This window comes from Marinobacterium sp. YM272 (assembly GCF_050908845.1).
In the GTDB taxonomy this organism is placed as follows: Bacteria; Pseudomonadota; Gammaproteobacteria; order Pseudomonadales; family Balneatricaceae; genus Marinobacterium_D.
Window position 1 is genome coordinate 2,977,537 of the sequence record NZ_CP194171.1, and the last position, 20,720, is coordinate 2,998,256.

20 protein-coding genes are annotated in these 20,720 nt (G+C 59.4%); 5 read left to right on the forward strand and 15 right to left on the reverse strand.

What is annotated here, in order from left to right; all coding sequences use genetic code 11:
- Positions 1-12: 12 nt before the first annotated feature.
- Both ACQUQP_RS13185 and ACQUQP_RS13190 read right to left on the reverse strand, forming a co-directional pair.
- Positions 13-876, reverse strand: coding sequence for a metallophosphoesterase family protein (locus tag ACQUQP_RS13185; RefSeq protein ID WP_432695493.1), 864 nt, complete (start codon positions 874-876; stop codon positions 13-15).
- Positions 876-1,820 carry a diacylglycerol/lipid kinase family protein gene (locus tag ACQUQP_RS13190; protein WP_432695494.1) on the reverse strand — a complete coding sequence of 315 codons (945 nt, stop codon included), beginning with the start codon at positions 1,818-1,820 and terminating at the stop codon, positions 876-878. Before ACQUQP_RS13190 ends, ACQUQP_RS13185 begins: the two co-directional genes overlap by 1 nt.
- Before the next feature lie 138 nt (positions 1,821-1,958).
- On the opposite strand from ACQUQP_RS13190, the gene ACQUQP_RS13195 reads away from it, so the two are divergent.
- The gene (locus ACQUQP_RS13195; RefSeq protein WP_432695495.1) at positions 1,959-3,275 is read left to right on the forward strand and encodes an MFS transporter; all 1,317 of its coding nucleotides are present in this window, start codon (positions 1,959-1,961) and stop codon (positions 3,273-3,275) included.
- Positions 3,276-3,415: 140 nt separating this feature from the next.
- Here ACQUQP_RS13195 and zapE read toward each other — a convergent pair whose 3' ends face one another.
- Positions 3,416-4,531 carry a cell division protein ZapE gene (gene zapE, locus ACQUQP_RS13200; RefSeq protein WP_432695496.1) on the reverse strand — a complete coding sequence of 372 codons (1,116 nt, stop codon included), beginning with the start codon at positions 4,529-4,531 and terminating at the stop codon, positions 3,416-3,418.
- A gap of 465 nt (positions 4,532-4,996) precedes the next feature.
- On the opposite strand from zapE, the gene ACQUQP_RS13205 reads away from it, so the two are divergent.
- Positions 4,997-6,346 carry a helix-hairpin-helix domain-containing protein gene (locus tag ACQUQP_RS13205; protein ID WP_432695497.1) on the forward strand — a complete coding sequence of 450 codons (1,350 nt, stop codon included), beginning with the start codon at positions 4,997-4,999 and terminating at the stop codon, positions 6,344-6,346.
- A gap of 71 nt (positions 6,347-6,417) precedes the next feature.
- On the opposite strand, the gene ACQUQP_RS13210 is transcribed toward ACQUQP_RS13205, so the two are convergent.
- The 4 genes from ACQUQP_RS13210 to ACQUQP_RS13225 all read right to left on the reverse strand — a co-directional run bounded on the left by ACQUQP_RS13210 (position 6,418) and on the right by ACQUQP_RS13225 (position 8,957).
- Complete coding sequence (locus ACQUQP_RS13210) at positions 6,418-6,891, reverse strand: paraquat-inducible protein A (RefSeq protein ID WP_432695498.1); 474 nt, start codon at positions 6,889-6,891, stop codon at positions 6,418-6,420.
- A complete protein-coding gene (locus ACQUQP_RS13215) occupies positions 6,891-7,349 on the reverse strand; it encodes a methyltransferase family protein (RefSeq protein WP_432695499.1) in 459 nt (152 codons plus the stop codon). The genes ACQUQP_RS13210 and ACQUQP_RS13215 overlap by 1 nt, the downstream gene beginning before the upstream one ends.
- Before the next feature lie 72 nt (positions 7,350-7,421).
- Positions 7,422-8,207, reverse strand: a complete 786-nt coding sequence (locus tag ACQUQP_RS13220; RefSeq protein WP_432695500.1) for a TSUP family transporter — start codon at positions 8,205-8,207, stop codon at positions 7,422-7,424.
- A gap of 108 nt (positions 8,208-8,315) precedes the next feature.
- Entirely contained in the window at positions 8,316-8,957 is a 642-nt protein-coding gene (locus ACQUQP_RS13225) for a glutathione S-transferase family protein (RefSeq protein ID WP_432695501.1), read from the reverse strand.
- A 103-nt stretch (positions 8,958-9,060) separates the two neighbouring features.
- Between ACQUQP_RS13225 and ACQUQP_RS13230 the strand changes: the two genes are divergently transcribed.
- Positions 9,061-9,636, forward strand: coding sequence for a TetR/AcrR family transcriptional regulator (locus ACQUQP_RS13230; RefSeq protein ID WP_432695502.1), 576 nt, complete (start codon positions 9,061-9,063; stop codon positions 9,634-9,636).
- A gap of 19 nt (positions 9,637-9,655) precedes the next feature.
- On the opposite strand, the gene ACQUQP_RS13235 is transcribed toward ACQUQP_RS13230, so the two are convergent.
- Both ACQUQP_RS13235 and ACQUQP_RS13240 read right to left on the reverse strand, forming a co-directional pair.
- Entirely contained in the window at positions 9,656-10,534 is an 879-nt protein-coding gene (locus tag ACQUQP_RS13235; protein ID WP_432695503.1) for an EamA family transporter, read from the reverse strand.
- A 265-nt stretch (positions 10,535-10,799) separates the two neighbouring features.
- Positions 10,800-11,687 carry a LysR family transcriptional regulator gene (locus tag ACQUQP_RS13240; protein WP_432695504.1) on the reverse strand — a complete coding sequence of 296 codons (888 nt, stop codon included), beginning with the start codon at positions 11,685-11,687 and terminating at the stop codon, positions 10,800-10,802.
- Positions 11,688-11,827: 140 nt separating this feature from the next.
- Between ACQUQP_RS13240 and trpB the strand changes: the two genes are divergently transcribed.
- Together trpB and trpA are read left to right on the forward strand one after the other, a co-directional pair.
- Positions 11,828-13,054 carry a tryptophan synthase subunit beta gene (gene trpB / locus ACQUQP_RS13245; RefSeq protein WP_432695505.1) on the forward strand — a complete coding sequence of 409 codons (1,227 nt, stop codon included), beginning with the start codon at positions 11,828-11,830 and terminating at the stop codon, positions 13,052-13,054.
- A 12-nt stretch (positions 13,055-13,066) separates the two neighbouring features.
- A complete protein-coding gene (gene trpA, locus ACQUQP_RS13250) occupies positions 13,067-13,894 on the forward strand; it encodes a tryptophan synthase subunit alpha (RefSeq protein WP_432695506.1) in 828 nt (275 codons plus the stop codon).
- A 182-nt stretch (positions 13,895-14,076) separates the two neighbouring features.
- Here the strand turns inward: trpA and ACQUQP_RS13255 are convergent, their stop codons facing one another.
- The 6 genes from ACQUQP_RS13255 to ACQUQP_RS13280 form a co-directional block, all read right to left on the reverse strand.
- Positions 14,077-14,325 (reverse strand): acyl carrier protein, encoded by a 249-nt coding sequence (locus ACQUQP_RS13255; RefSeq protein ID WP_432698704.1) that lies wholly within the window; start codon positions 14,323-14,325, stop codon positions 14,077-14,079.
- Between the two features lie 5 nt (positions 14,326-14,330).
- On the reverse strand, positions 14,331-15,524 hold the full coding sequence (locus ACQUQP_RS13260) for a dihydrolipoamide acetyltransferase family protein (RefSeq protein WP_432695507.1): 1,194 nt from the start codon (positions 15,522-15,524) through the stop codon (positions 14,331-14,333).
- Positions 15,517-16,524 (reverse strand): alpha-ketoacid dehydrogenase subunit beta, encoded by a 1,008-nt coding sequence (locus tag ACQUQP_RS13265; RefSeq protein WP_432695508.1) that lies wholly within the window; start codon positions 16,522-16,524, stop codon positions 15,517-15,519. The genes ACQUQP_RS13260 and ACQUQP_RS13265 overlap by 8 nt, the downstream gene beginning before the upstream one ends.
- Positions 16,521-17,534: a pyruvate dehydrogenase (acetyl-transferring) E1 component subunit alpha gene (pdhA, locus tag ACQUQP_RS13270; RefSeq protein WP_432695509.1), complete on the reverse strand. Its 1,014-nt coding sequence runs from the start codon at positions 17,532-17,534 to the stop codon at positions 16,521-16,523. Before pdhA ends, ACQUQP_RS13265 begins: the two co-directional genes overlap by 4 nt.
- 1 nt (position 17,535) lies before the next feature.
- Positions 17,536-19,332 (reverse strand): acetate--CoA ligase, encoded by a 1,797-nt coding sequence (acsA, locus tag ACQUQP_RS13275; RefSeq protein WP_432695510.1) that lies wholly within the window; start codon positions 19,330-19,332, stop codon positions 17,536-17,538.
- A gap of 259 nt (positions 19,333-19,591) precedes the next feature.
- Positions 19,592-20,605, reverse strand: a complete 1,014-nt coding sequence (locus tag ACQUQP_RS13280) for a zinc-dependent alcohol dehydrogenase family protein (RefSeq protein ID WP_432695511.1) — start codon at positions 20,603-20,605, stop codon at positions 19,592-19,594.
- Between the last annotated feature and the right edge of the window lie 115 nt (positions 20,606-20,720).

Consider the following 20,720-nt stretch of genomic DNA (forward strand, 5'->3'; position numbering starts at 1 on the left):
AAGCCTGGAAAGCTAATAGTGGTGGTTGGTTGGCGGGCGTTCCGGATGATCGGGACGCTGGTACTCCACCAACGACCAGCCCATTTCATCGCGACTGAACAGCCCCTGTTCTACCGGGTGAAACGCGGCACTGACCTTATCCAGATCCCAACGCTGCACCTGCAGAGTATTCTCTTCCAGCAGATCGATCAGGTTGAACGAGTTCGGAGCCCCCAGTCGGGTGCGCGATGACATGCAGGTGCCGGCAAGCAGCATCAGCATACGGGGAAAGATCTTGGGATAGCGGTGCTCGGAGGTGCGCATCATCGTGTCGTGAATATGCCCACCCAGTACCAGGTCGATACCCTGCTCGCTGAGCACCGGTATGGCGCGCTTGGAGCCTCGCGCAATATTGTAGCGGTCCTGCATCCGTCGGCAGTCCAGCGGGTGGTGGAACACGGCTATGCGCAGCTTCGCCGGTATCCGGGTGTACTCAGTCAGTGTTTCGCGCAGCGCATTGGCGTTAATCTCGCCATTGATATGGCGCCAGCGTGGGGCCGAGTTCAGCGCGATCACCTGTACGCCGTTGCACTCCTGTGCAAAGGGGGGCAGGCGCCCGAAGGCGTCGACAAAACGTCCGTAGGGGTCGAGGAACCGGCGTACCAGGTTATGCAGAGAGATATCATGATTACCCGGCACCGCAACCAGCGGGACATCCGGCATCCGCCCGACAAATTCGGCAGCCTGGTTAAACTCATCCTCCCGGGAGCGCTGAGTTATATCACCGGAGAAGATAATCAGATCCGGGGCCAGTTCATGGACCTGCGACTCCAGCTGCTGCCCCACAGGTTCGGGAATGGTGCCGAAATGGGGGTCGGATAGGTGCAGGATACGCATCAGTTGCTCTCCTTCGTTGCCGGAACCACGACACGCAGCGCGTCCCGGTCGATCACAAATTCCAGCGGTCCGCGCATGCGGATCCGCTCGCCGTCGAGCACCACCGAGACTTTGCGGCGGTCCGGTTGAATCCTCAGATGCTCGGCACAAAAATTCTCCAGGCTCTGCTCGTCGCGCAATCGCCGGACCAGCCCCCGCAGCGTCAGGCGAAACAGCGACCACTGGGTCACCTCACGCATGACGACAACGCCCAACTGGCGTGTGGCGACACAGCTGTCTATGTCCAGGTCGACACCGCGCAACTGCAACGCATTGATGCCGACAAACACCATCGGGCTTTTTATACCTCTCTGCGCCTGCCCATCATGGATCTGCAGATCCATGGCCCGGAAACCGCGTAACAGGGTGAGCAAGGTGGAGACGATCGCCACCAGACGGTGGCGTCCAAACCGGCGGGTATGTTGCTCCCGGGCGCGGATAAGCCGGGCATAGAGGCCAAAGCTGGCATTGATAATAAAGGTATGGTCATTTACCCGCCCCAGGTGCACGGCGCGCAGCGTGCCGCCCAGGGCCAGATCGATCGCCCTGTCCTGCTCCAGCGGAATACCGAGATTGCGGGCGAAAAAATTGAACGTACCCGCGGGAATCACCGCCAGCGGTGTATCGCTGCCGCTAAGGGCCTGGGCCACGGCACGGATGGTGCCATCACCTCCCATGGCAACCACCCGGCCGCCTTCGGATCTGGCGGCCTGAGTGGCAGCTTCTATTCGTGCCGGCAGCTGCGCGGGTTTGCGGGCGAGGTAACGACGAAAACGGATATTTCGCTCGGCGCAGACGACTTCCAGCTGTCTAGCCGCCCTTTTCGCGCTGCCTTGGCCCGAGCCGGCGTTGGCAACCAGATGAATAGCGCTTACCTGTGTCACCTGGGGTTGTTCCATCTGCATCCGAGAGCGTCCTCGCCTTGCCCCGCCAAAAGACTGTTTTTTAAGGATTAGCTGATATGAGAGACTGATACAACTTCAGACGAGCATTCATTCGATCGCAAGCCGATCCAGTCTCACACAGAAAGGTGCTATACGGATATGAGCAAAGCGCACAATCTGACCGTGGATCTCTACCAGAAACTGATCAACCAGGAGGATGCCCGCGCCTGCAAGGCGATCGATGAAGCCGCCTGTCGTGAGGTGCCGGGCAACTTTCTGCTGACCCTGCTCAGCCAGTTTCTGACCCAGCTCGGCGATGCCTTATCGAACCCGAAGATTATCCTTCCCTGGGTGCTGCAGAGCGTTGCCGCACCGCTCTATCTGTTTGGTCTGCTGGTGCCGATCCGCGAATCCGGCTCGATGATCCCGCAGCTGGTGATCGCCAGTTACGTGCGCCGTATGCCGGTGCGCAAGGGTATCTGGGTGCTTGGCAGCATCCTCCAGGCGCTGTCGATCTTCGGTATCGGCTTGGCGGCCTGGCTACTGGAAGGCGCTGTTGCCGGCTGGTGCATTATCGCTCTGTTGACAGTTTTCAGCCTGTCACGCGGACTCTGCTCGGTGGCGTCCAAGGATGTGATCGGCAAGACGATTCCGAAGCGTCAGCGCGGACAGCTCTCGGGCTGGTCGGCGTCGGCCGCCGGACTGATTACGTTGGGCTTCGGTGCTGCCCTGCTGCTCAGCGACGGCAGCGAGTTACAGCCGGTTCATTACGGTATCCTGATGGCTGGCGCGGGCTGTCTCTGGCTGATCGCGGCACTGGTGTATTCACGGGTGAAGGAGTACCCGGGCGAAACCAGCGGCGGTAAAAACGGCTTTGCCGAGGCGATGAAACGGCTCGACCTGCTGCGCAGCGACAAACCCTTTCGCCGTTTTGTGGTGACACGGGCGCTGATGCTGTGTTCGGCGCTGACCGCGCCCTACTACGTGGTGCTGGCCCAGCAAAGCCTGGGTTCGCCGGCTTATCTGCTGGGGCTTTTTATCCTTGCCAGCGGAGCAGCCAGCCTGATTTCAGGTCCGTTCTGGGGGCAGTTTGCCGATGTCTCGAGCCGCCGGGTACTGATCGTATCGGCGCTGATAACCTCGGTATTGGGGATAGTTATTTTCGCCATCGCCACTTTTCAGCCGGGCTGGTTAAGCCTGTTCTGGTTGATGCCTCTGGCTTATTTCCTGCTCACCATCGCCCATCAGGGCGTACGCATCGGCCGCAAGACCTACGTGGTGGACCTGGCCGAGGGTAACAAGCGCACCGACTATGTCTCGGTCAGCAACACGGTGATCGGCGTTATCCTGCTGCTGATGGGCCTGTCCGGTGCACTGAGCGCCGTGCTCGATATCAGCGGTATTATCCTGCTGCTCTCCTGCCTCTGCCTGGGCGGCGCCGCGCTGGCGATCACCCTGCCGGAGATCGATGATTAGCAGGGTATTGAAAATCGTTTTCGAGGCAGCCGAGGCAAGGCAAAAACAGGCGAAAAAGCGGAGTTTAGTGAACTAAATGAGCATTTTAAGCCTGTTTTTAACGCGGCATTCGGCAACGCAGATAGTTTTTCAATATCCTGTTAGGGGTTGATACCAAATCTGGCCAACTGCATCTCTTTCAGGCGGCTGAGCGTACGGCGGAAGGCGAACTCCAGGTAGCCGATCGGGTAAAGCTCATCCATCGGCACCTGGGCCTCAATGTAAAGCGGCACACCCCGGTCGTAACACTCGTCCACCAGCGCAATAAACCGGCGTACGCCGTTATCCATTTTTGAGCGGTACGGCAGCTGACGGTCCCCGGTATCGACCTTTTCTACAGCATCTTCGGTACCACGTGCGATCGCCGGCAGGTTGTCGTCACTGACCAGGCAGGGCACCTCGCTGAGCAGAATCTGGCGGTAACGGTCGCACAGTTCAATGTAATCGTTGGCCCAGAGCGGTGTTTCACAAAGCTGATCATAGGTTGCCCAGAGCACCCGTGAACTTTGGCGCGTGACCGGTACGGTGCGGCTGCCGATGGTCAGGCTGGCGGTACTGCCGGAGCTTTGCGCCAGTTCCCGGAAGCAGGCGTCCATCGCTTCGGGCTCATCCGGATCCTTAACCCAGTAACGCTCGGTACGCGCTCCCGGATGCAGGCGGTGGTCCTCGGTGCCGAGCACATCCACGACGGTCATGTGCTGCTTGATCGCCTCGATGGCGGGAAACAGCCGGTCCCGGTGATGCCCGCCTTCATAGAGAAGATCGGGTGGCTGATTGGAGGTCAGCACCAGCACGATGCGGCGTGAAAACAGCAGCTGGAACAGACGTCCCAGAATCATGGCGTCGCCGATATCGTTGATAAACAGCTCATCCAGGCAGAGAACGCGCAGTTCATTTTCCAGTTCATCCGCCAGTTGCTTCAACGGGTCACTGTGACCGGTCAGCTCAAACAGGCGTCGGTGTACCCAGCGCATGAAATGGTGAAAATGCTGGCGCCGGGACGGAATGCCCAGCCCCTCATTGAACCTGTCCATCAGCCAGGTCTTGCCGCGCCCCACCGGCCCGTACATGTACACGCCCTTGATCGGCTTGCGCCCGCGCTTGTGCAGCGCCTGAAAGCAGTGTTCGAGGTATCCAATCGCCTGACGCTGCGCCGGGTCGTCGCTGAACCCGTTTTCAAGGGCGGCCAGGTAAGCCTGATGGGGAGAGAGGGACAAGGGAACAGCGCTCCTTAGCTTGTTTGTAAGGCGGACGATGATGCCAGCTGAGACGGATACTGCAAGTAGCCTGACAAGGCGCTTTTAAGCGATATTTCAAAAAATGATTATATTTATTCGTAACTCAGCAGAGTTACTTATATTTTGAATTTTACACATTCATTATTTAATTTTGATATTTACTCCACCGGATCCTACATTTCGTAAAAAGTGGCTCTTACCCGGCTGTTCTACACCAGCGACCCGATACCGAGCCACACAAGTCGATAGGAATTTGTAGGAAACCCGACAAAATCGCACCATAAAAGTGCACCAAACATACCGCTTTTAACACCGAAAAGTTATTAACATCTCACAAAATCAATTAATTAAGAGACTTTTGCATCTACTGCTACTTATCCGTCATATTTCCGCCCTATAATGGCGCCGTTCTTCAAGCCTCCCAATAACAGGTACAAGCTAACCATGAACAACCCCGCCATTCGCTTTAACGGACAAATCGAATACTCTTTCAACGGCGACATCGCACAGCTCGGTGCAAGCCTCGGCATTCTGGAACCAGAGCAGGTCGCAAACGAGCGCCTGTCACTGCAGCTCTGGGCCTGCGAAGACAACTTTGATCCTGCTGCCCCGCAGGGTACCCGCGTTGCCGACCTGCCGCTGCAGCCGCAACTGTCTGATGGTTTCTACCGCGATCAGACCTTCGCCCTGCCCCCTGCCGGCAATCGCGACTACCTGATGGCCCTGGCCCTGGTCGGTGAAAGCGCAGAAGGCTCCAGCCGTGTTCATGATTTCGCGCTGTTCGAAAACCGCCAGCTGTTTACCCAGCCCCGTATCGAAGGCCGCGTTGACTGCCAGCTGCTGAACGACAGCGTCGAACTTTACGTTGAATCGGTCACCAACCCGCGCGACGCTGAAAACCGTTCCGGCTCGCTGCAGCTTGAACTCTGGGCACTTAACGCCCCCTACACCGGTGGCGCATTTACCGGTTTCCCGCTGGCCAGCTCTGAGCTGGGCAACCTGGATGGCAACTGCGAATGGCGTGACTGCAACTTCAATCTGGCACTGAACCAGCCGCCGGTCGGCGAATGGACTGTGGTTCTGATGCTGCGCGAGTGGACTTCCACTGGCTATGTAACCCGCGATTTCCGTCAGCTGCCTGACCTGGTCCGCGAGCCGCAGCAGGCTGCGCCGGTCACCACAGAAGTGGAAGCTACACCGGACTTCATTCCTGCCGAAGCAGCCGCTAAAAACGACGACGAAAAAGAGGTCGAGGCTAAACCGGCGACTGCTGAAAAAGCGCCCGCCAAGGAAGCCGATAGCGCCGCGACTAAGGAAGCTGATAGCGCTGCAACTAATGCCGATAGCGCTGCAACTAAAGAAGCCAAGCCTGTCGAAGCTGAAGTCAAAGCCGAGAAAGCCGTAAAGGCCGAGCAGCCGGCTGCCAAAGTCGAAGTCGAAGCCAAAGAAAAAGTCGAAGCTGAAGAAAAAGCCGAAGCAAAATCTCCGGCTGAAAAACCGGCTGAAAAAGCCGCTGCGAAACCGGCCGTCAAAGTAGAAGCGAAAACTTCAGCTGCTAAACCGGCCGCACAGCCCGCTAAGACAGCCAAGGCCCAAAAGGAGCCTGCAGAAAAAGCACCGGTTTCAATCAACAAAGCCGAGGTCGAGGAGCTGATTGGCGTGAAAGGCCTGTCTCCCCGCCTGGCTAAAGCGATCGTTTCTGACCGTCCGTACAAGAGCATTGATGATCTGCAGAAAGTACGTGGCCTGGGCGCGAAACTGATCGCCAAGCTGCGCGAGCAACTCTGCCTCTAAGCCAGATTATTGCTCGTCACTATAAACCAGCCGGAAACTCCGGCTGGTTTATTCCCCTCCCTGCGCACGCTTTATCCGTCACGTTCCAGCCAATTTACCGTCTGCCGTGTAACCAGCATGGTTAATAGCACCCCTGCGGCGAAGAGATAGAGGCCGTAGTGCACCTGGACGCTGACGATAACCCCAAGTTTCACCGTCACAATCAGCATCGCTACCACCATCACATCCAGCATCGCCCAGCGACCGTACTCATGCATCAGGCGCAGAATACGCCGTGTTGCCGGACTGCCCCTGCCTGATAGTGTCAGCAGGCGAATCAGTACGCCCAGCTTCGCCAGCGGCAGCAATACGCTGAACGCCAGAATAAGCACAAACAGCAGGTACTGCCCCTGCACCCAGAGCTGGGCGATACCGCCGAGGATCGACAGCCGGTCGTCGAACAGCCAGAGCCGTGTCAGTGTCAGCAGTGGCGTGACCATCCCCGCCAGCAACAGAGCGCCGGCGAACAGCGCCAGCCAACGCAGGTAGAGCGGTGATTTCAGCATCAGATCCAGCGCCTTGTACGTGCCATGTAACGCGTGTACTCCGCGCCGAACAGTGATCTGAGCGCGCGCTCTTCCGGGTGGATCTGGAAGCGGTTCATATAGAGTACAAAGCCGACCAGCCAGAGCGGCGCCAACCAGCTCGGCTCATGCAGGGCGTAGGCGCTCAGCAGCAACAGAATCCCCAGGTACATCGGATTGCGTGAATAGCGGAACAGACCGGAGTCTACCAGCACGCGGGTTTTCTCCGGGGTATGCGGATGAAAGGTCGTGCCGCGCTGACGAAACTGATAGAGCGCGCCCAGACCCAAGAGTAAGGCGGTAAAAACCAGGCCATATTTCAGCCAGCTCAGATCGCCCTGCAGCGGCGATTTAAACCCTGCCCAGCGACTCAGCCAGATCAGCAGCGCACAGACGGCGGCAACCAGCGGTGGCGGGCATTTCAGTTCCAGGCGAGACATACTTTTTACCCTTAAACGACTCTGGGCACCTTAGCGAAAATCGGCGTAAAGCTGAAGCTGCCAACACCGCACTCAGGCCTGGATGAACAGCGCAAACTGGCGCAGGATCCCAACCACACTGACCGCGATCAGCACGCTGCCAAGCACGCGGAAAAACAGCGGCGTCTCGTTGCTGATGATATAGCGGTGGAAGCGCTCGCCAATCAGGTGGCCGATGAAGGCGCAGGGCAGCAGCCAGAGTTGATGGATCAGCTGCAGATCCACCCCGGCGATCATGAACGAGACCATCTTGATCGCCACCAGGATAAACCAGAGCACAAATAGCGTATCGCGCAGCTGGTGCTTGGCCACATGGGACGCGTAGACCGCGACGATAAGCGGTGCCCCGATCAGCGAGGTGCCGCTGACATAACCGCCCAGGGCAAGGAACAGGTTGTCCATCCAGGGGCGCTTGCTGCGAAACGGGCGGTTGAGCACATAGCCGATGGCGTAAACGATCACGATCACGAAAATAATGCTGCTCAGGATCTCGGCCGGTAGCGTCAGCAGGCCGAACACCCCCACCAGCTTGGGGATGATCATCACCTTCATCGACTGACCAAGATAGTGCCAGTCGATATTACTGCCGGCGACGTCCTGCGACTTGCGTTCGCGCCAGCCCTTAAAGGCGATCCAGGAGGAGAAGATCAACAGATGGATGGAGATGATCGGCAGGAATACCAGTGGCTTGTTCAGCACCAACAGGAGGAACGGCAGGGCCAGCACAGCCCCACCGAAACCCAGCCCTGAGCGGACAAAGCCGCTCCAGACAAACACCAGACCGATTAACGCATACTGCCAGGGTAAAAGCTCTGCCATCCTTGCTCTCGCTACACAAAGCACCGAGCATACCGTCTAACACTCGTGTTTTAACACCGGCAAAGTGTCAGGCCTTCCCCCTTTAAATCGGCCCTTTAAATCGCCCCGTTATTGAGCCGCCAGCACCTTGCGGGAGGATTCTCGCCCACGCAGCCGGTCGAGGTACGCGGTCAGAGTACCCGCGTCGGCAAACAGCTGATCAGCCACCGGCAACTCGGCCACATAACCCAGTATCGGCAGCAGCATCGCATCAGCCAGGGTATAGTCCGCTCCACCGATAAACGGCTGATCACCGAGGATGCTCACCAGCCGCGAGATCGAAGCCTGGGCCGCCGGTATCGCCGCCTCTACCGCCTGCATATCGACCTGACCGCCCTCGCCTTTGGGGAAGAAAAACTCGAGCACCAGATCCCGAATCAGCGCATCGTACACATAGATCGCGATCTCAGAGCTGGTCTGGTCGATCAGCGCCCGCGCCCAGGGATCGCTGGGCAGCAAGGCAACACCTGCATAAACGCTGTCTAGATAACGGCAGATAGCGCCGGTTTCGAAAAGCGGCTCCTGGTTTACCAACAGTACCGGCACCTTGCCGTAGGGGTGCCAGGCCAGATGCCCCTCACTTTTGAACGGCACATCAGATCCGTTTACTTCCGTACCCACCGTATAGCTGATCCCTTTCTCTTCGCAGCAGAGCATCACCGTGCGCACAAAGGTGCTGAACTCGGGCCCGTAGATATGCAGTGTGTCCATTTCATTAACTCCCATCTGTATGACAAACACTTGGTATCTATCCTCGCAGGGACCACAATATGTTCAAGAACATATTCTCAAATCAGTTCGGGAGATTGCCCTCATGGCCTGGAGCGAGCAACACAAGCAGCGCAGCCGCGAAAAAATACTTACCACCGCCGCCGGTTTATTTGCGCGCCAGGGTTTCGATAACGTCAGTATCGATCAGGTGATGCAGGCTGCCGGTATGACCCGGGGTGCGTTTTACGCCCACTTCAGCTCCAAGACCGGGCTCTACGCCGAAGCGATTCTGCACGCTGCGAATGGCTCCGGTGACGACTTCCTGCCCGAGTCCAACGCCACGGCAGAGCAGCGTGAGGCGTTTATCCGCGCCTATCTGAGCGAGACGCATTGCCAGGGCGGATCGATTCACTGCCCGCTGGCATTTCTGGTAAGCGATATGGCGCATCAGGACGAGGGTGTCCGCTCCACCTGGTCACAGGTGTTTCAGGGGCTGGTGAAACGGATGGCAAAGGGCGAGGCTGGGACGCCGGAGGAACAGCAGGCGGCCCTGCGCAGCGTGGTGATGATGATCGGTGGTGTGGCGGTCGCCAGGGCCCTGGGTGACCAAGCCCTGGCGTCGGAAGTACTGGAAGCCTGCCGCTCCGACCTGCTGAAGGCAGCGGTCGCCGACAGTTAGCACTCCAACATTCTTAGCATCAGGCCAGGATTACACACATTGCACCTGCAACGATAAGCCCTATACCCAGGAGGTCCCGCTGCCCCAGTTTTTCCCGGAACCAGCCGGCGGAGATTGCCAGCGTGAAGAGCACTTCCACCTGCCCCAGGGTTTTAACCAGCGCCACGGTTTCCAGGCTCATGGCGGTAAACCAGCCCAGCGAACCCAGGCAGCTGAACAGGCTGGTCAGCATGACCATCTTCGGCCGGCGCCAAAGCTCGCCCAGGGTGGCGGGTTCCCGAAGCGCCAGCCAGACCAGCAGAATCAGCGTCTGCGCCGAAATAACCCAAAGCAATACCCAGGCGGCACTGTGAGGAAAGCTGAGATCCAGCATCAACGAGGCTTCACGCACCCAGAGTGTCGTCAACGCAAAACAGAGACCGCTGCCAAGCCCGGTAACAACGGTTTTCAGCGGCAGCTCACGGATAGCACCGGTATTGCCCATCAGCCATACGGCAAGTGCCCCGATAAAAACGCCTACCCAGCCCAGCAGTGTCAGGGGCGCAGCAAAGAACAGCGCTCCGAGAGCTGCGGCAATGACCGCCTCGCTTTTCGCCAGACCCACACCGATGGCGTAGTTGCGTAACCGGAACAGCATCACCATCAGCGCCGTGGCCAGTATCTGAGACACCGCAGCCACCAGGACCGTGACCACAAAACCCGTTTCGAAATGGGGAACCGGCGCCGGATCGAAGTAGTACAGGAGTGCCAGGTACAGGGCCGCCAGCGGAGACGCCCAGAGAAAACGGGCCAGGGTAACACCGGCCGTGCTGATCTCTTTGCTGAGCCGGCTTTGAAAGGCGTTACGCCAGGATTGCATCAGCGCGGCAAAGAGGGTGAAAGGTATCCAGAGGCCCATGAAATCATGTCCTTACAGTCAGTAGCGGAAGTAAAAAGCGATAAAAAACCGGAGAGGCCGAGCGATTGACTGTTGTTCTTATATGTCGGAAGGCCCGATATCCCCCAGGCCGATATCCCCCAGGAGAGTGCCGGGCATGCCGGCTGTGACGCAGGCTCTTTTCACGTCACTTTACCGGCCGGCCACCAAACAACACAAATTCATATTTTTCCGGCAAGTGATTCGACTGAGGAATATAAAGAGTTGGCGGTGCCCTGAACTCAGCTCAATGGGCCGCGCCAAGCTCTGCTTCCAGCCAGGCCAGCAGCTGTTGCACCCCCGCTGACAGCTCTCCCGGCGGCAACCAGAGTCCGAGCCTCGCCGGTGTCTCTATAAAGCCCCAGGGCGCTACCAGACGACCGGTGCGCAGATCCTCCTCCACTAGATAGGCTGGAGCGATTGCCACGCCGAGCCCCACCAGTGCCGCTTCCAGCATGTAGTTCAGGTGATCGAATGACTTGTCTTCATCCCTCACCGGGCGATCCAGCCCTTGCTCTTCCAGCCAGAGTGGCCAGGCCTGCTGACGCGAGCGGGTGTGCAACAGCGGCAGTTTCGATAACAGATCCTGGGAGGGTGAAACATCGCCCGCCAGCAGGTCCGGGCGCATGACCGGCCCCATCCGTTCCGGTGCCAGGTCGATCACGTGTGCGTCTTTGGGCCAGGGCGGTTCGGCAAAGCGCAGTGCCATATCAACCTGCGGCGGCAACGGCCACTTCAGGTCATCACTGGCGGTCAGGTGCAGCTTAAGATCAGGGCAATGACGCTGCATCCGATCCAGCCGGGGAATAAACCAGCGGGCGAGAAAACTGCCCGAGCAGCCCAGCACCAGCGGCGCATCAACGGCGGCACGTTTAAGCTGATCGCAGGTCTGTGTCAGCTGATCGAATACCTGTGAGGTTGTGGCGCGCAACTGCTCACCCTGTGCAGTCAACGTAAGTCCCCGTCCCTCCCGTCGGAACAGGCTCACGCCCAACTGCTCTTCAAGCTGACGGATCTGCCGACTGACCGCACCATGGGTGACACTGAGCTGTTCAGCCGCACGCGACACACTGAGCGTACGCGCCGCCACATCGAAGGCTCTTAAGGCATTTAACGAAGGGAGTGACTGAGACACAAAAAACATACCTGTCAGTTTTTCTCACAGGTTAGCGCAAAATAATCGATTTTCACAGGCGGGGAATTTTCCTATTCTTGGTCCATCAAAAGACGCAGCCCCTGCGAAAACGATGCAGCCCCTGCGATAAGGAGTTAACAATGACTACCCCGACACAGACAACTACTCCTGAGATCGGCCCGGATACCCGCGGCTTCTTCGGCCAGTTTGGCGGCCGTTTCGTCGCCGAAACACTGATGCCGCTGATTCTGGACCTGCAGAACGAATACGAGAAAGCCAAGAACGACCCTGAGTTCTATGCCGAGCTGGAAGCCCTGCAGAAAGACTACGTGGGACGTGCCAGCCCGCTCTACTTTGCCGAGCGCCTGACCGAGAAGCTTGGCGGCGCCAAGATCTACCTCAAGCGCGAAGACCTGATGCACACCGGCGCGCACAAGATCAACAACTGCCTCGGCCAGATCCTGCTCGCCAAGCGGATGGGCAAGAAGCGCATCATCGCTGAAACCGGCGCCGGCATGCACGGCGTAGCTACCGCTACGGTCGCCGCACGTTTCGGCCTGGAATGCGTGGTCTACATGGGCAGCACCGATATCGACCGTCAGCAGCCCAACGTGCACCGCATGAAGCTGCTGGGCGCCAAGGTCATTCCGGTAACCAGCGGTACTGGCACCCTGAAGGACGCCATGAATGACGCCCTGCGTGACTGGGTGACCAACGTGGATTCCACCTTCTACATCATCGGTACCGTTGCCGGCCCGCACCCCTATCCTGAGATGGTGCGCGACTTCCAGTCCGTTATCGGTCGCGAAGTACGTGAACAGATCGTTGAGAAAGAGGGCCGCCTGCCGGACTCTCTGGTCGCCTGCATCGGTGGCGGTTCCAACGCCATGGGCCTGTTCCACCCGTTCATCAAGGATGCGTCCGTACGCCTGATCGGTGTTGAAGCGGCCGGCTACGGTATCGATACCGGCAAGCACGCGGCCAGCCTCAAGGGCGGTACGCCGGGCGTACTGCACGGTAACCGCACTTTCCTGCTCCAATCTGAAGATGGTCAGATTCAGGATGCGCACTCCATCTCCGCCGGCCTCGACTACCCGGGTATCGGCCCGGAACACGCCTGGTTGCATGAAGTCGGCCGTGGTGAGTATGTCTCCGCCACCGATGACGAAGCACTGGAAGCGTTCCAGATGGTTTGCCGCCTGGAAGGCATCATTCCTGCGCTTGAGTCCTCTCACGCTATCGCCCACGCGATCAAAATCGCGCCGACGCTGCCGAAGGACCACATCATGGTGATTAACCTGAGCGGCCGTGGCGACAAGGACATGGCAACCGTTACCGCGCACCTGGCCGATCAGCTCGAAGACTGAAGGAGAGAGATAATGACTAGTACAACCAATACCCAAGGCCGTATCTCCCGCCGTTTTGCCGAGCTGAAGCAGCAGAACCGTGCGGGACTGGTGACCTTCATCAGCGCCGGTGACCCGGATTACGATACCGGTCTTAACAACCTGATCGCCCTGTCCGAATCCGGTGCCGACGTGATCGAGCTGGGTATGCCGTTCACCGATCCCATGGCCGATGGCAGCTCCATCCAGAAATCCTCTCTGCGTGCCCTGACCGCCGGTCAGAACATGCAGAAAACCCTGCGGATGGTCCGCGAACTGCGCAAAAAGGATCAGGACACCCCGCTGGTGCTGATGGGCTACTACAACCCGATCTACTGCATGGGCGTGGAGACTTTCCTGGCCCAGGCCGCAGAAGCCGGCGTGGATGGCCTGATCGTTGTTGACCTGCCGCCGGAGCACGATGACGAGCTGTGCGTGCCTGCCCAGAAACACGGTATCAACTTCATCCGTCTGGCTACGCCGACCACCGATGCCAAGCGCCTGCCGCTGGTACTGGAAAACACCTCCGGCTTCCTCTACTACGTCTCCAGCACCGGCGTGACCGGCGCTGCAGCTCCGACACCGGAAAAAGTCGAAGGCGAAGTCAGCGCCATCCGTGCCCACACCGATATTCCGATCGCTGTCGGCTTCGGTATCCGCACCCCTGAACAGGCGGAACGGATTGCACAGTTTGCCGACGCGGTGGTTGTAGGTTCTGCCCTCACCGACTGTGTCGAAAACGCCGCAACACCCGCCCAGGGCACCGAGGCAATTGCAGAACTGACCCGCTCACTGTCTGCGGCGGTGCGTGGCGCCCGCTAAGCTTACCGCTATCATGAAAAAGGCAGCCCGCGTGGCTGCCTTTTTGCTTTCAGGAAGCGGTTCCGGTAGCAGGCGTGAGCCCTGTCGAATAAACAGCGGTTAGATTCGACTGCTCGACGCGACTGCGCCGCTTCCCCTAACGCTTCTGCCTCTTGAGGCTCTCCGCCGCCCGCTTCACAAGATCAGACAAGCTTAAGCAGATAGGTTTCCGCCCGTTCCAGGGTGGTCAGCTCGATATAGTCCTGCTCGGGCACATCCATGCCCAGCTCCTCACAAACCGCTGTGATGTAGCGGACCAGGTCAAACGAGTCGATATCCAGCTCCTCGCGAATATCGGCCGAGGAATCCAGTGTATCCAGATCCGCTTCAGGCGCGATGTTACCCAGCTCCCGCTTCAATACAGTGCGGATCTGTTCAGAGTCTTTGGCCATTTCGTTCACAACGCCTCCGGGGTCTGCAGCAGTGATTCAAACGTGTTGAGGAAGATGGCGCCCCGGTGACCATCGCTGACACGATGATCGGCGGAGAGCGACGCCAGCATGACGGGCCGGGGTTCGACCCGGCCGTCCACGACCCAGGGGCGCTCAACCACTTTACCCAGTCCGACGATCGCCACCTGGGGCGGATAGATAATACCGAAGATACCCTCGACGCCGGTGTCGCCCATATTGGTCAGGGTGATGCTGGGGTCGGTCATTTCAGAGCTGCGCAGCATGCCGCTGCGGGCACGGGTTATCAGGTCGTTGAGATCCTGCATCACCTCATCCAGCGTCTTTCGATCCACATCGTGCAGAGCCGGTGCGACCAGCCCACCGCCCCTCAGAGCGATCGCCACGCCGATGTGAATCTGTTCGACCTGCTGAATGGCGCCGTCCCTGTAGAACCCGTTCAGCTCGGGTACCTTGCGTAGTGCCAGCGCCATCGCTTTCAACGGCAGCACCAGCGGCAACAGGCGGTCGGCTATCTTGCGCCTGGCATTTTCCTCGGCCAGCCACTGCTGGGGTCGGGTCATATCGATCCGGGTGGACAGGTAGTAGTGCGGTATCTCCTTTTTCGAGCGCGCCATGGCGGCGGCGATCCCCTTACGCATCGACTCGGGATCGAAGCCGCGCTTCACACTCGGGCGCGGCTCTAGTGCCTTCTTGCCTTCCGAGACTGCGTCGACATCCGACAGCGTCACCGCACCGCCCGGGCCAGTGCCTTCGATATCCGCCAACGCCAACCCCAGTTCCATCGAGCGTTTACGTGCAGCGGGCGAAGCGCGCACGACGCCAGACGCTGCAGCAATGGCCGGTTTGGGGGCAGGTTCACTCGCTTGCGGCTCGGGTGGCGTCACCGGCTCTAGCGCTTCCGGTTCAGCTTCCGAGGTCTTCGTTTCGGCTCCGGCTTTTTCATCGGAGCCGATAATCCTAGCCAGCACTGTTCCCACCGGCACCGTCTCGCCTACCTCTACCAGCAGTTCACCGACCTTACCGTTTTCAAAGATCTCCGTTTCGATGGCGCCCTTGGTGGTTTCGATTACGGCGACCACATCACCGCTCTTCACCTGATCACCGGGTTTGACCATCCACTCGACCAGCGTGCCCTCCTCCATATCGGCACCCAGTGATGGCATGGTGAAATCAGCCATTGCCGCTCACCAGTTGTTTGGCTGCTGCAAGGATATCCTCCACCTGCGGCAAGGCGGCGTCTTCCAGGTGCTTGGCATAGGGAATCGGCACCTCGGCGGTACAGACCCGCTGTACCGGCTGATCGAGTTCATAAAAGGCCTGTTCATGAATACGCGCTGTAATCTCCGCCGAGATGCCAGCGCTACGCCAACCCTCATCGACAATGACAGCACGTCCGGTCTTTCTGACCGTGGCCATGATCGCCTCATCATCGAGAGGACGCAGGGTGCGCAGGTCCAGCACCTCCGTATCGACCCCCTCTTTTTCCAGCTGCTCGGCAGCGTCCATGCATTTCCATAGGGATCCACCGTAGGTGATCAGGCTGACCTGGGTGCCTTCACGGCGCACCCGGGCTTTATCGATATCGACAGCACCGGCGCCTTCCGGCAACAACCCTTTGCGGTTGTAGAGCAGGATGTGTTCAAAGATCAGTACCGGGTCCGGGTCGGCCAGGGCGGTGGCGAGCATCCCCCGCACATCCTCGACGGTGGCCGGCGTCAGCACTTTAAGGCCAGGCACATGGGCGTAGAGATTTTCCAGGCTGTGGGAGTGCTGCGCCGCCAGTTGCAGACCACCGCCGGTGGCCATGCGGATCACCAGCGGCACATTGATCTGTCCGCCGGACATATGCAGGTAGGTGGCCGCCGTGTTGATGATCTGGTCCGCCGCCAGCAGGCTGAAGTTGACGGTCATCACCTCCACAATCGGCCGCATACCGCCAATCGCCGCACCGACGCCAGCACCGACAAACGCGGATTCCGATAGCGGGGTATCGCGGATCCGTTCCGGGCCGAACTCGTCGAGAAAGCCGAGACTGACTGCATAGGAGCCGCCATAGCGGCCCACATCCTCGCCCATCAGGAACACCCGTTCGTCGTTAACGAGTGCTTCGTGCAGCCCTTCGCGGGCCGCTTCGCGGTAGGTGATCTCGCGCATGCCTGCCGGTACATCCGTGCTCATGACTGCACCTCCGAATAGACAAAGCGACCGAGTTCACTGACCGGCTCCAGAGTACCCGCCTCGGCAAAGGCCACGGCGCTGTCGATCTCCCTGGCGATCTCCGCCTCCAGAGACTCCCGCTTTTTGTCATCGAGTAATCCCGATGCTTCAAGGCGCGCATCGAAGGTCCGCAGCGGGCCGTGCAGCTCGTGCTCATGCACCTCCGCTTTGCTGCGGTAACGCTCGGCATCGAACATGGAGTGCGCCTTGAACCGGTAGGTCTGGAACTCCAGAAAATAGGGGCCGTTACCGGCACGGGCGCTATCCGCAGCGCGCTTTGCCGCCGCCTCGGTCGCCAATACATCCATCCCGTCGACCACCTCGGCGCTGACCTTGTAGCTGCGCGCCTTCTCCACCAAGTGGGTTTCCGATTCCGAGCGCTCCAGCGCCGTGCCCATGGCGTAGTAGTTGTTCTCGCAGCAGAACACCACCGGCAATTGCCAGAGCGCGGCCAGATTCATCGATTCATGAAACTCACCTTCCGCCATCGCGCCTTCGCCGAAGATACACCAGGCGACAGCGCCGCTGTTCTGCATCTTCGCGGCCCTCATTTTAGAAGCCAGGGCGTAGCCCACAGCCACCGGCATGCCGCCGCCGACGATCGCGTTACCACCAATAAAATGTGTATCTTTGTCGAACAGATGCATGGATCCACCCCGGCCACGGCTGCATCCCTCCTGCCTGCCATACATCTCCGCCATCACCGCATTCATGGGGATACCGCGTAACAGCGCGTGCCCATGCTCACGGTAGGTGGCAACCACCGCATCATCGGGAGCAACAGACTGCATGATGCCAGTACCTACCGCCTCCTCGCCGATATAGAGGTGCAGAAAGCCGCGGATGTTGCCTTTGCTGTACATCTCGGCGCACTTCTCCTCGAAGCGGCGCACCCTCAGCATCTCGGTATAGAGTGCCAGCGCATGCTCGCCATCGACATCATCGGGCAGGGGTTCGGCTGCTTCGCTCATCTCAGTCCTCCAGGGTCGAGGTATCACGCAGGGTCTCACCGGTTTCCCGCGCCTTCAGCAGACGCCGCATGATCTTGCCGCTGCGCGTCTTCGGCAGTTTGTCCTCGAAGGCGATCTCCTTCGGCGCCACTGCTGCTCCCAGACGTTTGCGGGCATGACCGAGCAGTTCGCGCTTGAGCGCTTCGCTGGGTTCGAAACCGGGATTGAGACTGACAAAAGCTTTGACCATCTGGCCCAGGGTCGGCTCGGGTACACCGATCACGCCGGCTTCTGCCACCGCCGGATGCTCGATCAATGCACTTTCCACCTCGAAGGGACCGATCAGGTGTCCTGCGGACTTGATCAGGTCATCGGCGCGGCCCACAAACCAGAAGTAACCGTCGGCATCACGTCTGGCCAGATCCTCGGTCAGGTACCAGCCATCGACAAAGCAGCGGTTGTAGCGCTCTTCATTGTGCAGATAACCGCGAAACATGGAGGGCCAGCCCGGCGTCAGTGCCAGTTCGCCCTCCTCGTTCGGGTCGGTGATTTCTTCTATGCCGCCCTCTTCCAGGCGACGCACGATGGTGGCCGTGATCCCAGGTAGCGGACGCCCCATGGAGCCGGGACGAATATCCAGCGCCGGCAGGTTGGCGATCATGATGCCGCCGGTTTCGGTCTGCCACCAGTTGTCGTGGATCGCCATTCCCAGGGCATCCTGTCCCCAGACCACCGCCTCGGGATTCAGTGGCTCGCCGACACTGGCGACGAACCTCAGTCGATTGAAGTGGTACTGTTTCGCCAGATCGGTACCCAGTTTCATCAGCATGCGGATCGCCGTGGGAGCCGTGTACCACACCGTGACGCCCTGATCCTGCAGGACGCTGTACCAGCGGGGACCATCAAAATCCGGCTCATCCACCAGCATGGTCACACCATGCAGCAGCGGCGCGATGATGCCGTAGGAGGTCCCGGTGACCCAGCCGGGGTCAGCCGTACACCAGAAGATATCGTCCTCGTGCAGGTCCAGGGCGTATTTACCGGTCATGTAGTGCATCATCACCGCCTGGTGCACATGAATCGCCCCCTTGGGCTTGCCGGTGGTCCCACTGGTGAAGTGCAGCAGCGCCATATCTTCGGGATCGGTGGGGCCGATGCTGTATTCCTCGCTGGCGGCGCTCATCAATGCCTGCAGATCAAAGGTACCGGGCAGATCGATTTGGCTACCGGCCTCATCCACCAGCAGCACAAACTTAAGCCCCGGCATCGTCTCGCGGTAAGGCGCGATCTTTTTCTCGTACAGCTTGCGTGTGGTCACCAGCACCCTGCCCTCACCGGCGTTGACCCGCTCGGCAATAGGTTCGGGACCAAAGGCGGAGAACAGCGGGCAGAACACCGCGCGATGTTTCAGGGTACCCAGCGCTGCGATATAGAGTTGAGGAATGCGGGTGCAGAGTACGAAGACACGATCGCCCTGCCCGACACCGAGGGTCTGCAGGAGATTGGCAAAACGATTCGTCTGGCGGCGCAGAGAGTCGAAACTGAATTCCAGCGAATCGCCGCTTTTGCCCAGCCAGTGCAGAGCGATCTTGTCGCCCCGGCCATGGGCCACATGGCGGTCCACCGCTTCATGGGCAATATTGAGCCCGCAATCACCAGGCAGGCCGTCGAGTTCAGAGCGGATGCTGTCCCAGGTGAACTCTGCCCGGGTTGCCTCATAGTCGATCAGATTCGGCTGAGTGCCGGCTGCGGCTTTGGCTTTATGGATAACCGGATATGCAACGGCTGAGCCGTCTTCACCGGTGGGGCTGGAAGCCATTGGGGGTGCCTCCACTTGACCTTATTTTAGTTGTGGTTTTTAGCATAGACGGGCATCCGTCTGTGTCAAAACGGGTAGGCCTTCTGTTGAGGATCAGGTCAGAGAACTCTGTGAGCGGGGTTTGCTGTTACGCTACCGGGCTAGTTATTGGGGCAGCCTGCCCCAGATAGACCGGTAAACACCTGGGCTGAAGGTACCAGGTAGATAAAGAATTAAAGCAAAGCCCGCCTTCAAGGAGGCGGGCTTTGACAGTCTGGCCTTACCACTCCAGGCAGATTTTGCCCAGGTGGCTGCCGCTGGTCTGGTACTCGAACGCTTCAGCGATCGATTCGAGCGGGTACACCTTGTCGATCACCGGTTTAACACCCGAGGCTTCCAGCGCCGCTACATAGTCCTGCTGCTGCAGGCGACTCCCTACGATCAGCCCCTGCAGGCGTATCTGCTTGGCCATCAGCAGTGCGGTCGGCACATCACCCTGCAGCCCCGTCAGCACACCGATCAGCGAAATATGCCCGCCAACGGTCGCTGCCTGAATCGATTGCGCCAGGGTGCCCGGACCGCCCAGTTCGATCACATGATCGGCCCCCTTGCCGTCGGTCAGCTCCATCACCTTTTCTGCCCAGTCGGGTTGGGTACGGTAGTTGATGCCGGCGGTAGCGCCCAGCTCCATGGCGCGGGCGAGTTTTTCATCGGAGGACGAGGTGACGATCACCCTGGCACCGTGCATACGCGCAATCTGGATAGCAGCGATAGAGACGCCGCCGGTGCCGAGGGTTAGTACGGTATCGCCCGCCTTGAGCTGGCCATCGCCGATCAGCGCGCGCCAGGCGGTCAGACCCGCCGTGGTGATAGTGGCGGCTTCAGTATGGCTCCAGCCTTTGGGCGCGTGGGTGAACGCAGAGGCCGGGCGTACCACGTATTCGGCGGCCAGGCCGTCTATGCCATCGCCCGGTGTGCCGGCAAAGTTGCCCACTTCAGTGAACGCAGGCCCCGCCGACCACTGCGGGAAGAAGCAGGAAACAACGGCATCGCCCACCTTGAATTCACTGACGCCTTCACCGACCGCTTCCACAACGCCGGCGCCATCGGACATCAGCACACGACCATCTGCGGTGGGGCTGCTACCGTTGGCAACCAGCAGGTCGTGAAAGTTTAGGGAGGAGGCACGCACTGCCACGCGGATCTCACCAGGGGCCGGGGCGCCCGGGTCCGCGACCTCTTCAATAGTGATATTCTGCAAGCCGCCCGGAGCGGTAAGCTTAGCTGCTTTCATCGTTCACCTTCAGTGTTTGCCGTGCGTGTACATTGGTCGTCACGCTTATGGCGATGGGTTTGGCCACAACATCTGTAAACAACGCCAGTCCGTGGCAAAGAGTCTAGGCCGCCGG